General features: G+C 46.9%; 17 protein-coding genes and 1 pseudogene. 3 read left to right on the plus strand and 15 right to left on the minus strand.

Annotated elements, in window-relative coordinates; genetic code table 11:
* Positions 1-4: 4 nt before the first annotated feature.
* Both ACHZBG_RS12225 and ACHZBG_RS12230 read right to left on the minus strand, forming a co-directional pair.
* Positions 5-664, minus strand: a complete 660-nt coding sequence (locus tag ACHZBG_RS12225; protein ID WP_320129740.1) for a GntR family transcriptional regulator — start codon at positions 662-664, stop codon at positions 5-7.
* 244 nt (positions 665-908) lie between these two features.
* The gene (locus ACHZBG_RS12230; RefSeq protein WP_320129741.1) at positions 909-1,868 is read right to left on the minus strand and encodes a uroporphyrinogen decarboxylase family protein; all 960 of its coding nucleotides are present in this window, start codon (positions 1,866-1,868) and stop codon (positions 909-911) included.
* Positions 1,869-2,086: 218 nt separating this feature from the next.
* On the opposite strand from ACHZBG_RS12230, the gene ACHZBG_RS12235 reads away from it, so the two are divergent.
* Positions 2,087-2,566, plus strand: coding sequence for a ferritin family protein (locus ACHZBG_RS12235; protein WP_320129742.1), 480 nt, complete (start codon positions 2,087-2,089; stop codon positions 2,564-2,566).
* Positions 2,567-2,678: 112 nt separating this feature from the next.
* On the opposite strand, the gene ACHZBG_RS12240 is transcribed toward ACHZBG_RS12235, so the two are convergent.
* Complete coding sequence (locus ACHZBG_RS12240) at positions 2,679-3,293, minus strand: LysE family translocator (protein ID WP_320129743.1); 615 nt, start codon at positions 3,291-3,293, stop codon at positions 2,679-2,681.
* A 263-nt stretch (positions 3,294-3,556) separates the two neighbouring features.
* Between ACHZBG_RS12240 and ACHZBG_RS12245 the strand changes: the two genes are divergently transcribed.
* Entirely contained in the window at positions 3,557-3,889 is a 333-nt protein-coding gene (locus ACHZBG_RS12245) for a hypothetical protein (RefSeq protein ID WP_320129744.1), read from the plus strand.
* The gene (locus ACHZBG_RS12250; protein ID WP_394699394.1) at positions 3,861-3,992 is read left to right on the plus strand and encodes a GyrI-like domain-containing protein; all 132 of its coding nucleotides are present in this window, start codon (positions 3,861-3,863) and stop codon (positions 3,990-3,992) included. Before ACHZBG_RS12245 ends, ACHZBG_RS12250 begins: the two co-directional genes overlap by 29 nt.
* A 64-nt stretch (positions 3,993-4,056) precedes the next feature.
* On the opposite strand, the gene ACHZBG_RS12255 is transcribed toward ACHZBG_RS12250, so the two are convergent.
* The 12 genes and pseudogenes from ACHZBG_RS12255 to ACHZBG_RS12310 all read right to left on the minus strand — a co-directional run bounded on the left by ACHZBG_RS12255 (position 4,057) and on the right by ACHZBG_RS12310 (position 14,270).
* Positions 4,057-5,280: a Zn-dependent hydrolase gene (locus ACHZBG_RS12255; RefSeq protein WP_320129745.1), complete on the minus strand. Its 1,224-nt coding sequence runs from the start codon at positions 5,278-5,280 to the stop codon at positions 4,057-4,059.
* An 82-nt stretch (positions 5,281-5,362) separates the two neighbouring features.
* Entirely contained in the window at positions 5,363-6,463 is a 1,101-nt protein-coding gene (locus ACHZBG_RS12260) for an iron-containing alcohol dehydrogenase family protein (RefSeq protein ID WP_320129746.1), read from the minus strand.
* Entirely contained in the window at positions 6,460-6,612 is a 153-nt protein-coding gene (locus ACHZBG_RS12265) for a hypothetical protein (protein ID WP_394699395.1), read from the minus strand. Before ACHZBG_RS12265 ends, ACHZBG_RS12260 begins: the two co-directional genes overlap by 4 nt.
* Entirely contained in the window at positions 6,596-6,856 is a 261-nt protein-coding gene (locus tag ACHZBG_RS12270; RefSeq protein WP_394699396.1) for a hypothetical protein, read from the minus strand. Before ACHZBG_RS12270 ends, ACHZBG_RS12265 begins: the two co-directional genes overlap by 17 nt.
* Positions 6,775-7,818 (minus strand): aminotransferase class III-fold pyridoxal phosphate-dependent enzyme, encoded by a 1,044-nt coding sequence (locus ACHZBG_RS12275; RefSeq protein ID WP_320129748.1) that lies wholly within the window; start codon positions 7,816-7,818, stop codon positions 6,775-6,777. The genes ACHZBG_RS12270 and ACHZBG_RS12275 overlap by 82 nt, the downstream gene beginning before the upstream one ends.
* Positions 7,819-7,823: 5 nt before the next feature.
* On the minus strand, positions 7,824-8,615 hold the full coding sequence (locus tag ACHZBG_RS12280) for a 4Fe-4S dicluster-binding protein (protein ID WP_320129749.1): 792 nt from the start codon (positions 8,613-8,615) through the stop codon (positions 7,824-7,826).
* A pseudogene (locus ACHZBG_RS12285) lies at positions 8,614-9,342 on the minus strand (NAD-dependent dihydropyrimidine dehydrogenase subunit PreA); the annotation flags it as partial. The gene ACHZBG_RS12280 and the pseudogene ACHZBG_RS12285, both read right to left, overlap by 2 nt.
* The gene (gene hydA / locus ACHZBG_RS12290) at positions 9,339-10,694 is read right to left on the minus strand and encodes a dihydropyrimidinase (protein WP_320129750.1); all 1,356 of its coding nucleotides are present in this window, start codon (positions 10,692-10,694) and stop codon (positions 9,339-9,341) included. The gene hydA and the pseudogene ACHZBG_RS12285, both read right to left, overlap by 4 nt.
* A gap of 80 nt (positions 10,695-10,774) precedes the next feature.
* Positions 10,775-11,824, minus strand: a complete 1,050-nt coding sequence (locus tag ACHZBG_RS12295; protein ID WP_320129751.1) for an ABC transporter substrate-binding protein — start codon at positions 11,822-11,824, stop codon at positions 10,775-10,777.
* Positions 11,825-11,841: 17 nt separating this feature from the next.
* Entirely contained in the window at positions 11,842-12,645 is an 804-nt protein-coding gene (locus ACHZBG_RS12300) for an ABC transporter permease subunit (RefSeq protein WP_320129752.1), read from the minus strand.
* Complete coding sequence (locus tag ACHZBG_RS12305) at positions 12,642-13,478, minus strand: ABC transporter permease (protein ID WP_394699397.1); 837 nt, start codon at positions 13,476-13,478, stop codon at positions 12,642-12,644. Before ACHZBG_RS12305 ends, ACHZBG_RS12300 begins: the two co-directional genes overlap by 4 nt.
* A 6-nt stretch (positions 13,479-13,484) precedes the next feature.
* Entirely contained in the window at positions 13,485-14,270 is a 786-nt protein-coding gene (locus ACHZBG_RS12310; protein ID WP_320129754.1) for an ABC transporter ATP-binding protein, read from the minus strand.
* Between the last annotated feature and the right edge of the window lie 92 nt (positions 14,271-14,362).

The raw sequence follows: 14,362 nt of genomic DNA on the forward strand, positions 1-14,362 counted from the left end.
AACGTCAGGTAGTGCTGTTCAGTATCACTCTTTGAATTTGTTCCTTTACTGCATTGATATCAGCAGAAAGGAGATTACAGCTTGTTTCCAAGTCACCGTTTCGTAACGCACGTAAAATAGATTCATGGAACTTTCCCATGGATTCTGTCTCATGTACCCAGGCATACGAATAATACTGGGAAAAAAACCGAGAATTCTGCTTCAATAACTGTTCAAGACTTCTATAGGTATAACCATTCCCACTGATCGAGCAAAGCAATAAATGAAATTTCTGGTTATGAAACCAATTTTCTGCAATGTCCTTATGGGAAAATTCTTCCAATTCCCAAAGTTTATAGGTATCAAAGACTTTTAGGGAATCTTCCGTAATATGAGGAAAAGCCCTTCGTAAATTGCTAATCTCCAGATCCACCCGAAAATCCAGGATGTCTATGATTTCCTTGAGGGAACAAACAACCACCTGATAGCCCAGCCTTGGCAAACTATTTAAAAAGTTATCCTTGCAGAGTTCAATGAGAGCTTCGCGAACAGGAGCTTTGCTGACTTGGAAACGTTTTATCAAAGATCCTTCAGTGATGATTTCATTTGGCTGGATGACACCTGAGGTTATATCCTTCACCAAGTTGTTGTACACCATTTCTTTAAGTGATCCTTTCGTATCCATTCAACTCTCCCAACACTCTTAATTGCAGTTACACCCAGACTCCATCCAGAGCAAACCCTTGGTTTGAACTGCATGTGTCGCGTGATCCAACAAATAACAGCCAGCATTTTATGTCAGCTCGCGAAACTTTTTACCAGAAACCAATAACACTATAGAATATTTTCAGACGGTTGTGTCCATAAACATACATGTTACTTTCCTTTTTTTAAATAGTTGCATAATAAAAACCAGATTTTCCCTGGTATTATCTCCGACAAGCCTCAACAGCAAAGCGAACCCTACCCAGGTCTTGTTCAGTAGCCAAGGTGCAATCAGAGCCAAGAATAAAGCCTGTCCTTCCCATCTTATGTATAATGGCCTTTACGGAATCCTGAATTTCTTTTTGGCTTCCATCAACTAAAACGCCTGTGCGGTTGGGGAGCCCTCCCATGATGGTTTTTCCAGAAAACAAGGAACGACCTTCCTCCAAGGAATAGGGAGCTTCATAAACACCCCAGTTCACCACATCCACCATATCCAGGCATCCTGTGTATCTTGCAAGATCAAGTCCGTCCTTACACATATGCAAAAAACTATAGGCGCCGGATTCCTTGATCGCTTTCAATATCTGGTAATCAAAGGGAGCAATCCACTGGGCAAATTCTTCATCGGTAAAATACCTTTTTTCCGCTCCCAGCGCAGCATAGTAAATACCATCCATTCCTGCCGAGCGATATTGCAAGGCCAATTCACACATTCCATCCGTAATTCTTTTCATGGCATCCAAGACAGGACGGGAATCCTCGCGTAAGGCGTTGACCAGAAAGGTACGTGTCTGTTCATAGGACATGCCGGATTTCTCCAACGGATGAATCGAAGAAGCCAGGACTCCATGCAAGGTTCCCAGCATAAAAGCATTTGGATCGGCCTTTTCCATTATCTTTTGCGTAAAAACAATTTGATCCTGTATAAAGGAAGCATTCCCTGAAATGGTAGGTATTTTTCGATAATCCTGAGCACTGGCAAAGCTCCCACAAGCCGGTACCAAATGTTCATTCATGATTTTACAGATATCGGTATCGGTCTCTTTGAAAAAAGCAAGGTGGGCCTGGACACCCTTCTCGCCAAAGGCCGATTGTGAAGGAAAATGAAGGGAAAACCCGGAGGGAACGCTATCTACCTGTTCTTTCTTGATAGCAGCTATTACCCGATCTTTTTTTGTCATGCATATACTCCTTAAGAATACTACTGATATCATCAGTATTAATACTAGTACATTATCATCATGAATAAAAGACCCTGTCAACTTTTTTATGGAGAATTTTTAAAAACTTGCAGACAGGCAATCAAGACTCTTCAAGGGCAGGCATCTCAATTATTTATTACACGCCTTCCCAAGAAAACGGTATATTGAAGATAAGAAAGCCCATAGGAGGAACTGATATGGATATTTTTTCAATTGCAATCCAGATCGAGAAGGAAGGCGCAGCGTTTTATCATGAGCTCGCCTCGAAAGCCGCTACAAAAGGGTTAGGGACCATTTTTACGATGTTATCCGAAGATGAAGAGAAACACCAACAGGTCTTTATGACTCTCAAGCAAAATTCTGTTCCTGTAATGGTTGCCAGTACAGCCACAGAAAAAGCCAAATCGATATTCAAGAACTTCAAAAAAGAGGATTTCAAGAAAGAGACTGAACAGCTCAAGTTGTATGAACGAGCCTTGGACGTCGAGAAAAAAAGCATAGAGTTCTATTCGTCCCAGTTGGAAAACCTGGAATCAGAAGAAACACGTAAGACAGTGAAGGCAATCCTGAATGAAGAAAAGCATCACTATGCAATGTTGGAAGAGATTGTCAAACTGGTCAACCGTCCCAATTCCTGGGTAGAAAATGCGGAATTTGGGATTAGGGAAGACTATTGAGAATGTATTCTGCCTACTGAAAAAAATCCAGGATGCGGTCAACCTGAACCTAGGTGATCACATCCTGGATAGTATGATAAAGAGAAAACATCAGGTAACAGAACCTGGGTAGTCATCTGTCGGATAGTGCCAATTTTACTGCAAGGGCGGCAAAGAAGCAGGCAAAGCCTCTCTCTACATGCAGCATGATCTGCCTCTTTTTAATCACCAATTCACGTACTAGATTGGCCAACAGGCCATACCCGATAAAGACGATAAGCGTCAGTAGCATGAAAACAAAACTCAAGAGGATCAAAGCCTGCAAGGTATTTGTCTCTCCCATTGGCACATACTGAGGCAGAAAAGATACAAAAAACAACGTCAACTTTGGGTTTAAAAGATTCAGCAAGATACCGTCCACTATAACCTTTCGAAAAGGAAGGGAAGCTGTAGGCTCACCCATTTCCATACTTCCGGCCGTTTTCCAGGTTTTCCATGCAAGATAGAACAGATACCCAGCGCCCAAAAGCTTCAGAGTGGAAAAGACTTGGGCACCCATATTCAATAAAAGGGAAAGGCCCAGGATGCTGGCAATACAATGTGGCACAATTCCCAGCGTACAACCGAAGGCTGCTGCCACGGCATATCGTTTTTTCTGCAACAAACCAGTATGTATCGTATACATAACCCCAGTTCCCGGAATCAAGACGACAACCAAGGCCGTGATAAGAAAATCAATAGATGGCATCTTAAAAAACCTCCCAACGACAAGATATTCATTACACCATGACTACCCTATTCATTAAAAAAAAGCAATCAAAATAATGTTTGTCTTTCTCGTATCGATCAGAATTCACAAATCCAGGATACCCAATTTTTTTGTGCATGGATTGAGAGGATTCACCCACCTCGTTCAGCAGGGCCTTCCAGGCAATCTAGGGAATTTCGCTCTCAGAGGCAAAAAAACCAGGAGCCATCTTAACCTTCTATCAACCGAATATCTTCTCTCATATGGAAAAACTTCAGGCCTTTCGCATCGTCGGTATTAGTATGCATCTGCAAATAGAAGTCGAGGAATGCTTTGCTGATGTCACGAAATTCTGGGCGGAATCCCAGCGAACCGGTAGCGTGGAAGCAATTTCCCAATTGATCTACAAGAAACCTTATGGACTACTACATCGCCGTTGCCACCGATATACCCATGCCAGAAGATGCAAGAATACAACATTGAAAATGGAACCTGAGCAATTTTTTACCTATAAAGGAGGCATGACCAATCCTCAGGCTATGCAGGATTTGCAAACGCAGAATCGTTATGGAGTGGTTACCTTCTTCAGGCTATGAATATGCTGATCTATCGGATATTGAGTTTTATCCAGCAGGGGACCCCACCGATCCAAACTATGCAATAGAAATCTGGTTGCCTGTCGTACCTGCAAGACATTGAACACTACAAACAAAAGAGGCCGGAAAGACTCTTGGAATTTCCGGCCTATGACATACTCTGAAAATCAATTCGCGGCATCAATCTTGAGAAGCGTCCCCAAGACCACATTCGCACCTTTGAAACAAGATTCAAGCGTCGAGAACTCCTTCTCGCAATGACTGTGACCATGGACACTCGGGATGAATATCATTGTCGTGGGAAGGATATCAGTCACAAACTGGGCATCATGCCCAGGACCACTATACATTCGCTTGGCAGAATAACCCAATTCCAGGGATGCCTGTTCCACGAAATCGACATAAGGCGGATAGAACGAAACAGTCTTGCGTGACCAAGCCTCTGCATAACTGGTTTCACATTTCTCAACCACCTTGGGAATGGAATGAATGATAGATACCACCTGCTTGATAACCTCTGGATCCTGATGACGGGCATCAATGGTAAACCGCACCTCATCGGGAATGATGGTATGGATATTCGGATGGGCAGAGATCTTGCCGGTGGTATAGACCAGCTTACCATCCAGTTTATCCAGTTCCTCATGCAGATACGCAATGGTCTTCACCGCGGCGAAAAGGGCATCCTTTCTCAGTTTCATCGGAGTGGTCCCTGCATGGTCTGCCTGACCTATGAAGGTAAATTCATAGTTGACCATACCGCAAACCCCTTCGACCACCCCAATATCAAAACCTTCATTCTCCAGGACCGGTCCTTGCTCGATATGCAACTCGACCAAAGCCATTTGTCTATCGGCAGAAAGCCTGTTTTTCTCGGCCCCCTTATATCCACTTGCTTCCAAAGCTTGGGCAAACGTAATTCCATCCAAGTCCTTGGAGACAAGCATTTTTGCCTTGTCGAACTTTCCGGTGATAACCCCCGAGGACATCATGGCAGGCTCAAAACGTGCCCCTTCCTCATTGGTCCAGACAATGACCGTAAAAGGATGCTTATGGGGAATTTTTTCCTTTGCTATGGTCTCGACAGCTTCCAAAGCGGTAAGAACTCCCAAAACACCATCATAGTTACCCCCCTGCCGTACAGAATCCAGATGGGAACCGGCCATGATAGCTGGTTGTCCGGCTTCACCGGGCAAGGTAGCATAGATATTCGCCATATCATCAGTTACGACGTCCATACCCAAAATCTTGCAACGCTTTGTAAACTCCGCTCTTGCCTCAAGAGCTTCAGGGGAAAGGGAAAACCGGGTAATGCCCCCATGACCCGTATCGCCAAACTTGCTGAACGTCTTGATCTTGTCGTCCATTCGTTCCAAATCGCATGTAAACATCTTTTCACCTCATTTGTACAAACATCGGGCAAGCTCGATGGTCCTTGGTTTCTCCGCAGGCCCTCTCGGTCGCGAATATCCCCTATTTCGACGTTTTCAACATATCCCGAAGGTCAGCTTCACTGGGCCTGACAATGCAATTGTCAATATTCTTGGTGGCAAAAGCCTTCTTGGCATAAAGCTTGATCTGTTCCTCTGTAAGCTCGGGCATAGGACCCAGCAATTTCTCCAACTTTTTTTGAAGCTCTTTTAGGGAAGAGAGACCCAGGGCCTGCAAAATCCGTTCGATGATATCCATCCGTTCCTTGGATACAAAGGTAAGGAACGAAACCAACAGCAGGCCATTGGCCTTACCATGATCAACATGATGATGGTAGGTCAAGGCATACCCCAAGGCATGGACAGCAGTCGTCCCGGTACTGGAAATGACCATTCCCCCAATTGTCGAGACAAGCAGCAACTGTTCCCTCTCTTTAGTTTCCAAAATCCCTTTTTCCAGGGAAGAGAGACAAGAGGCAATAAGCCTGACACCCTTTTCGGCAAGAAGATCAGAAAGGATATCAGCCCTGATGGAAAGCATTCCCTCCACCGAGTGGGACAGCGCATCGATAGCTGTATTGACCGCCGTCTGATTGGGAAGTCCTATCAAGTATTTTGCATCAAGAAAAGCCAGGGAGGGAAATATCAAGGGAGTGGCGATATTACGTTTGGTCTCCAGCTTATTGTCGGTAAGAATGGAATACTGGGTAACCTCGGAACCAGTACCAGGCGGTAGTGGGAACACAAACCAAGGGAAGGACTTCCCTGCCATAAGGACCGGTAAACAACTGGTCCTCCTCTTCAAATCCTGTCCGGAAAGCAGGCAAATGGCTTTGGCCGCATCCATGGGGGACCCTCCCCCTATGGCAATGATAAAATCAGCTTGCTCTTTCCAGGCAATCTCTGCCCCTTCATAGACACATTCAATGCTCGGATTTGCCATTACCTTGTCATACATGGCATATTCCTGTCCATTCTCACCAAGGGCATTGAGGATTTCATCCAAGGCACCGTTTGCCTTGGCCGAATGACGTCCGGTTACGATAAGAGCCTTGAATCCGAACGGAGCAAGGGCCGAAGCATTTTTCTTGATACAATCAGTATCCATCAGAATACGTACGGGGGAATGATGGGTAAGTTTCATGATAGGGTAGATTCTCCTTTGGTAGTGCAGTATTGGGCATCGACTTCTCCAAGTACCTCATCCAGTTTGACCATCTCCTCGCGAAGCTGTGCCTCTGTTATAATGAGGGGGGGAGCAACGATAACCATGTTTTCATGGGAATAAGTCATAAAGCCTTTCTTGGCCAAACGCCCTGTTATGGATTTCATGATACCCTCGGGATCCCGGCCATACGGAACCAGAACTTCCTTGGTTTTCTTGTCCCTTGACCAATTCAAGGGCAGAGAACAGCCCGATATAACGGACATCGCCGACACACGCATGTTTTTCCTTCAATTCCTCCAGCAACGTACCCAATACCTGCCCCACTGCATGTACGTTGCCCAAAATGGCATGGTTCTGGTAATAGTGCAAAGCAGCAACCCCGGCGGCACAGGCAAGGCGGATGCCCCGCTGTAGGTCAGCCCGCAGGAAAGTACATGATCGTCAAAATAGGAAGCTATGGATTTGCTCACGGCAACCCCACCAAGCTGGACGTATACCCACAGGTAAACCCCTTTGGCAAAGCTGACCAGATCGGGCTCGACACCCCAATGCTCGAAGGCAAACATGGTACCGGTACGTCCAAATCCTGTCATGACCTCATCACAAATCATCATGATGCCGTAGTCATCACACAGTTTTCTTACTCCCTGCAGATAACCATCGGGCGGAATGATGACTCCATTTGAACCGGTGACCGTCTCCAGGACAATCGCCGCGATGGTATCGGGATTTTCGTATTGGATTTGCTCTCGAAGCTTGCCTACATAATAGGCAGCAGCCTCTTTTTCACAAGAAAACTGGATCGATTCATGATACACATAGGGATCGAAGAATTTGACAAAGCCCGGTATCCCCGGTTCCAAAGCGTACCGTCTGGGTTCCCCGGTAAGATTCCCCGCCCCAAAACTTGAACCATGGTAGCTTCGATACCGGGAAAATACTTTTTGTCGACCGGTATACATACGGGCCATCTTCAGCGCATTCTCATTGGCATCGGCACCCGCATTGGTGAAGAATATCTTTCCCATATTCTCGGGAAACAGTTTAATGAGCATCTCTGCAAGCTCTGCTCTGCTCTCACACCCATAGGAAGGAGAAATATAGCAATACTCATCGGCTTGCTGCTTGATGGCTTCAATAATTTCCTTGTTTCCATGTCCAAGGTTCAAATTCACCAATTGGGAGGACATATCGGTATACCGTTTTCCCTCGAAATCCCAAAAATAAATCCCTTCGGCCTTTTTTACCGGTAGAGGGGACAAGCCTTTCTGTTTGCTCCAGGATTGCAGCACATAGGAAGTTTGGGTGGTGCTGATTTCTTTTGCTGTCATTGCTCTCACTCCTTGGGCATTGGTTTTGTCACGCGCTTTCCCGGATGGATGGCCCCAACGGGACATACCAAAAGACAGAGGTGGCAACCTTTGCATTTTTTTGCATTCAAATGAACAACACGATCCTTGCCGAACGACAGGGCTTGATGACCTGCATCCAGACAAGATACATAACAACGGCCACAGCCAAGGCAAAGATTCCTGTCGATAATCGGATAGACGATACTCTGCCTATCCAGTTCATCGGCATGAATGATATTTGAACGCGCTGCCCCGACCAATTCAAAAAGATGGGAAAAACCCTGTTCCGCCATAAAGGCTTGCAAGCCAGAAGTAAGATCCTCGATGATCCGATAGCCGTATTGCATCACTGAGGTAGTGACCTGCACATTACTACAGCCCAGCAAGATGAATTCAAGACCATCCTGCCACGTTTCCACACCACCCATGCCACTCAAGGGAATACCGGAGAGTGTTGGATGACAGGCCAGATCGTTGATGAACCGCAGGGCAATCGGTTTGATCGCCTTGCCCGAGTAACCGGAAACCGCAGATTTTCCATGGACGGAAGGAGGGGCAGAGAACGTCTGCAATTGAATGCCGGTAAGACTCTTGATGGTATTGATAGCAGCAATTCCATCGGCACCACCCTCGTTTGCAGCCAAGGCAGGCAATTCCATATTTCCGATATTGGGAGTCATTTTTGCAAGAATCGGAAGGGAGGGTCCCTTCCCTGGTGCATTGAGTATATCTTCGTACCAGCTCAGGATTTTGCCCGACGTCCGACCCCAGGCCATCCCCGGACATATGAGGACAGGAGAAGTTGCACTCGATCATATCAACCCCGGCCTCGGTAACCAAGCGAGCCAGTTCCGTCCATTCCTTTTCACTATTTCCCATAATGGAAGCTACGATGACCTTATCGGGAAAATCCTGTTTAAGGCGTTTCAGGATTGCCAGGTTTTCTTTAAGGGGTTTGTCAGAAATTTGTTCAAGGTTCCGAAATCCGATAAAGGGAGTCCCTTCCTTGCCGATGGCAGAAAACCGAGGAGAAATTTCCTCGGGGAGGAAAATCCCTATGGTCTTGAACACCAAACCTGCCCATCCCAGGGACAAGGCCTTCGCGCACATCTCATAATTACTGGCAATTACAGAAGAAGAGAGAAAAAATGGATTTTCGCAACGAATGCCACAAAAATCTATGGCAAGATCGATATCGACAAGATCGGAAGGTTCACGCTCATATTTCTTGCGTAGGGTCTCGGCCATCCTGGCAATCCTGATGGGTCGGTCATAATGGATGCAGGCTTCCTGGATGGAGAGCAAGGTAGAGTCATCGCAATTCAGGATTGCCTGCAGTCCAACTTTGTCATTGTTGAATCGCACGGCCCTGACAAAGCGTGCAGGATCTGATCCTTTGGGAGCTGCCTGGGTGCAAGGGGCATCCACGCAGAGCAAGCACCGGGAGGCTTCTTCGGTAACGTTGAAAGCTTTTTTTGTCATGGTTTTGCTCTTTTGGTTCATTGCAGGGACCTACTGATAAAATGCCCCATACCCTTTTTACCCAGAAATTTTCCATCCTGATAGACAAGTTGCCCCCGAAGATAGGTTGCAACAGGATATCCAGTAAGGGGAATTCCTTCCCAAATGGTATGATCGCAATCCGAATGCATCTCCTCATTGGTGATGGTAACTGCTTTCTTCGGGTCATACAGGACGATATCGGCGTCCTTTCCTACAGCCAAAGAACCTTTTTGCTTGCATCCAAAGAGTTTTGCAGGGTTGCTGGCGCAAAGCTCTACGGCCTTGTTGAAGGAAATCTTTCCCACATTCGCCGCATTGAGCATATAGGGATACATGTTTTCGATTCCTGCGCAGCCGTTCGGAATCTTTGAGAAATCGTCCTTGCCCCAGTCCTTCTCGAAACTGTTGAAGGGACAATGGTCAGTGGCAATGGTATCGATGGTCCCCCGTCTTATTGCATCCCAAAGTGCTTCCTGACTCTCTTTGCCTTTGATGGGAGGAGAACAGACAAAGGCTCTCCCGTTCGGCCCTTTGTAGACTTCATTAGTAAAGGCGAGATACTGGGGACAGGTCTCTGCATAAATCTCATAGCCTTCGGCCCGGGCCTTGGTTACTTCTTCCACTCCTTCCTTGCAAGCAAGATGGACGATATAGAGTGGGGCATTGAGACTCTTTGCCCATTGAATGGCCCGGTGGTCGGCTTCAGCCTCCACGAACTCGGGTCTGCTCAAATAATGATCATAGGCACTGGTCTTACCCTCACTAAGGTATTTCTTGACCAAGAAGTTGACCATGTCGTTGTTCTCGGCATGAACGCTGATACGTGCACCAATATCCTGTGCTTTTTTCAGGACCTGGTAGAACGTACCGTCGGTGACACCAAAATCATAGACCATGAAGACCTTGAACGTCGGGATGCCGGCTTTTACCGCATCCTCCATGGTGTCGAGCAGGGAACCATGGATATCTTTCACTGCGATATGGAAGGCATAGTCGCAGGCGGCTTCCGGTTCACACAAGGCATTGCGTCGTTTGAAGGCATCGAGCATCGGTTCATCAAAATTCTGCAGGATGAAATCGAATACGGTGGTCGTTCCCCCGCACAAGGCAGCCCTGGTTCCCGAGAAGTATCCATCGGAAGAGATGGTTCCCCCAAAAGGCATTTGTAAATGGGTATGGACATCCAACGCCCCTGGAAGCACATATTTACCCGTTGCATCGATTTCCATCTCTGCTTTCTGGTCATTGATTTCCCTGGTTATCGATACGATCTTGCCCTTCTCCACCCCGATATCTGCCACGAAGGTTTCTGATGTCGTGACAAGCATTCCGTTCCGTATAAGCAAATCCATAGGTTCCTCCCTTATGCAAACTGTATGGAAAGAGAAGAAAGGGGAGGAAAAAAATTCCTCCTCCCCTTTTTAAGGAGTCTCTACTTGGTAGCCAACTTGTAATATTGGTCGGTATACAAGTCAGACAAGGTGAGCTTCTGCAAACTTGCCATGGCACTGGAATCGCCCAACTCTGCATATTTCTTGGTCAAATCCAGGGTCTGTTGCATCTTTGTTGCGTCAAAGCTTCCCAAAGGTGCACTCTCAGGTTCAACCAACTTCTTGACCTGTTCAGCCATGAAAATCTGATGTTCCAAGGACACCGAGCTTCCACTGTCATGAACGATCTTGGCAGCCGCATTTGGATCATCGCAAGCAGTCTTCCAGCCCTTGATAGAAGCTCTGAGGAATCTGACAAGGATGTCGGCATTCTTGGCATCAGAGACCCATTCCTTGGAGACAAACAGGCAGTCTTCCATCATGGCAACGCCCTCATCGTTCATATCAATGACATTGACATTGTCTGCACCATAACCGAGAGCTCCTTCATAGGAGTTGATGACCAGTCCGTATTCGTTGTAGGTCATAGCCGAGGCAAGATCTATGGTACCCTTGTCGAACCCGTTCATCGTAAAGTCCTGGTTGACATATTCTGTGGGCAAACCAAGTTTCTGCAACAAGGCCTTTACCTCGTACTCATTTCCCAGACCCCAGTTACCTACTTTGGTACTGGCAGTAATATCGGCACTGGATTTAATTCCCGTTGCTTTCTTCGATACCAGCAACAGGCCGGATTTCTGATAGATCTGGGATACTTCCTCAAAGTCATAGCCCTGGGCAATGTAGGTCAGCAACGTGGACACCCAGGTCACTCCAACTTGTGCAGTTCCGGTACTTACGGCCTGTTCAGGAGTGATTGTCCCGTCACAGGGAACAATGTTGACCTTCAGGTTCTCGTCGGCATAGTAGCCCTTGGCAGCTGCTACGTAATACCCCATGAACTGAGCCTGGGGAAGCCATTTCATATGGACCGTAATTTCATCCGGGCCCTGATCATCCGTCGCTGCTTCCTTGGTTCCATTTGCGAACAACATGGTGGAACAAAAAAGCAATACAGCCAGCACTACGAAACCTTGGTGTAGTTTCTTCATTTCGATACCCTCCAAACTTAGTGTGATCTGTGCTTCAGGGCACAGTTTTCAAAAACGATGACGATGGTGTACAGAATGATTCCGATCAGGGAGGCTGCTATGATATAGGCCCATCCCAAGGGGAACTGTCCGGTGGACAGTTTGTTCCGTATGCCGTATCCCAGCCCATTGCTGGCAGATGAGAAATATTCACTGACTATGGCACCGATCATTGCTGAGGCAACGTTGATGCGCAGTCCGACAAATACATAGGGAATGCAGTTTGGCAATCGGAGCTTGAAGAAGATCACACGATTGGAAGCTGCATAGGAGTGCATGAGGTTCAGGGAAAAAGGCTTGAGGTTTGTCAGCCCCTGATACGCATTCACGGACATGGCGACCATGCTCAAGATAGATACCACCGCTGCCTTTGCCACCATGGGATTGGAAAACCAGACATTCATGATAGGAGAGAGGGCAACGACAGGAATTGCATTGCAAGCTGCCAAAACGGTAAGGGCACCATTGCCCCACTTTGGAGAGAGCGTGGCCAGGATTGCTACCAGAAAACCAGCACTGGAGCCGATGATCAATCCGGTAACGGCTGTCTGGGCAGTCGTCAAGGAATCAGCAAACAACTTGTCGGTATTCTCGAGCAAGACTGACAGGATGCGACTGGGAAGCGGTAACTGCAATACCTTGACATTGAGCAGTCGGTGAAAGACTTGATGCTGCCAAAGGTAGATGAAGACAATTCCAAAGGCCAAGGGAAGCAGGAAGGAGAGCAAACCTTGCATAAAGAGACGTAGGGAATATCGTGAAAATATTCTATCTGGTTTCATGAATTTTTCCTCCCATTTCCCTTCTGCACCGGTTTCCAAGGCAAACACACACGTTCCAAAACCACGACCAGGTAGTAGCTGAGAATGCCCATTGCGGCACTAAAGACGACACTCGCCCAGAATATTTGGTAAGATCCTGTATAGAGGGCATAGGTGAGGTTGTAGCCAATGCCTTCAGCAGCTCCCAGGCTATCGACGAGAATCGAGGCAGTGACGGCCAAGGGTGCCGAAATCTTCATACCCGAGAACAGATAGGGCAAGCTGAACGGCAACATGAGCTTTCGATACACGGTCGCCTTGTTTGCGGCATAGGAAAACATGAGCTTCTTCTTATCACTATCGACACTCTTCAGTCCTGCCAACATATTGGTGGCAACAGGAAAGAACGTGATATAGGCCGCAATGATGACTCGGGTTATATCGCTTGCAGGGATGACAAACGGTCCGATCTTGGCTTTCCTGACTATGGAAATGACTACCGGTGCCAAACCCAAAACGGGAACCATCTGGGAAAGCAACAGATAGGGATAGAGCATCTTCTCAACAGAAACAAACAGACTCATCAATATGGCAAGCAAAAAACCTATCAAGGTGCCCAACAGAAACCCAAGGACTGCCCTGGAGGCAGTAATGGCACAGGCATGTATCAGCATAGGAAAATTCTTGGCAATCGTGAGAAGGACAGTATGGAGATACGGCAATTTGATAGCTGCCATCTTGTCCTGCAACACATCTGCAATCATGAAGGCAGAGGATTCCCAGAGAATGACTATTGCACACAACCAGATCAAGGCTACGAACTGTGGTGTCCTGAAAAATTTCTTTCCTGTCATCATGGGTCAAGCTTCTTCCAACTCGAAACTGTGCCTGATCTTGGAAACCAGGGAGTAGAACTGTTTCGATTCACGCATATCCTGGGTACGCTGACGAGGCAGGTCGATATCGACAACAGCGGAAAGTCTTCCAGGATGTGGGGACATGACATAGACCTGGTCGGATAGATAGACAGCCTCGGCTATGCTATGGGTGACAAAAATGATGGTCTTGCTGGTCTTTGTCCAAATACGCAATAGATCATCCTGCAATCGTTCCTTGCTGAACTCATCCAAGGCAGAGAAGGGTTCATCCATCAACAGAATCTCGGGATTGATGGCCAAGGCCCTGGCAATGGAGACTCTCTGTTGCATACCACCGGAAAGTTGATGAGGATAATATTTGGCAAAATCCTTCAAATTGACCAATTCAAGCATCTCCTCAATGCGGTCAAGCCATTCTTTCTTGTTGTTTTTGTCCTTGACCTTCATGACTTCCAAGGGAAGTCCAATGTTTTGCTCGACGGTCCTCCAGTCGTAGAGAACGGCATTCTGAAACACAATCCCATATTTCTTGTTCAACCGTGCAGTTCTCGGAGACTCACCGGCAATGGATATCTCACCGCTGGAGGGTTGGAGCAAATCGGCCATGATGCCAAGCAAGGTCGATTTCCCGCAACCGGAGGGGCCCAGAAGGGAAACAAAAGTTCCTTTCTCGATTCCCATGGAAATGTCCTCCAGCGCAGTGATACTGTTCTTGCCTTCTTGCTGGTAGGTCATACTGATATGGTTCAATAGGATTTCCGATTGCATCTTGTTGATCTCCTTGGGTTGTTCGATGAATACACAAAAGGCGCCATGATCCTTTATTGGAGGAAAATGACGCCTTTGTCAGAGAAACCTAT

The organism is uncultured Sphaerochaeta sp. (genome assembly GCF_963676625.2).
Lineage (GTDB): Bacteria > Spirochaetota > Spirochaetia > Sphaerochaetales > Sphaerochaetaceae > Sphaerochaeta.

Coding starts and splice junctions, on each gene's coding strand:
- ACHZBG_RS12225 (WP_320129740.1), bottom strand. CDS start 664: ATGGATACGAAAGGATCACTTAAAGAAATGGTGTACAACAACTTGGTG.
- ACHZBG_RS12230 (WP_320129741.1), bottom strand. CDS start 1,868: ATGACAAAAAAAGATCGGGTAATAGCTGCTATCAAGAAAGAACAGGTA.
- ACHZBG_RS12235 (WP_320129742.1), top strand. CDS start 2,087: ATGGATATTTTTTCAATTGCAATCCAGATCGAGAAGGAAGGCGCAGCG.
- ACHZBG_RS12240 (WP_320129743.1), bottom strand. CDS start 3,293: ATGCCATCTATTGATTTTCTTATCACGGCCTTGGTTGTCGTCTTGATT.
- ACHZBG_RS12245 (WP_320129744.1), top strand. CDS start 3,557: ATGGAAAAACTTCAGGCCTTTCGCATCGTCGGTATTAGTATGCATCTG.
- ACHZBG_RS12250 (WP_394699394.1), top strand. CDS start 3,861: ATGGAGTGGTTACCTTCTTCAGGCTATGAATATGCTGATCTATCGGAT.
- ACHZBG_RS12255 (WP_320129745.1), bottom strand. CDS start 5,280: ATGTTTACATGCGATTTGGAACGAATGGACGACAAGATCAAGACGTTC.
- ACHZBG_RS12260 (WP_320129746.1), bottom strand. CDS start 6,463: ATGAAACTTACCCATCATTCCCCCGTACGTATTCTGATGGATACTGAT.
- ACHZBG_RS12265 (WP_394699395.1), bottom strand. CDS start 6,612: ATGACTTATTCCCATGAAAACATGGTTATCGTTGCTCCCCCCCTCATT.
- ACHZBG_RS12275 (WP_320129748.1), bottom strand. CDS start 7,818: ATGACAGCAAAAGAAATCAGCACCACCCAAACTTCCTATGTGCTGCAA.
- ACHZBG_RS12280 (WP_320129749.1), bottom strand. CDS start 8,615: ATGGCCTGGGGTCGGACGTCGGGCAAAATCCTGAGCTGGTACGAAGAT.
- hydA (WP_320129750.1), bottom strand. CDS start 10,694: ATGGATTTGCTTATACGGAACGGAATGCTTGTCACGACATCAGAAACC.
- ACHZBG_RS12295 (WP_320129751.1), bottom strand. CDS start 11,824: ATGAAGAAACTACACCAAGGTTTCGTAGTGCTGGCTGTATTGCTTTTT.
- ACHZBG_RS12300 (WP_320129752.1), bottom strand. CDS start 12,645: ATGAAACCAGATAGAATATTTTCACGATATTCCCTACGTCTCTTTATG.
- ACHZBG_RS12305 (WP_394699397.1), bottom strand. CDS start 13,478: ATGACAGGAAAGAAATTTTTCAGGACACCACAGTTCGTAGCCTTGATC.
- ACHZBG_RS12310 (WP_320129754.1), bottom strand. CDS start 14,270: ATGCAATCGGAAATCCTATTGAACCATATCAGTATGACCTACCAGCAA.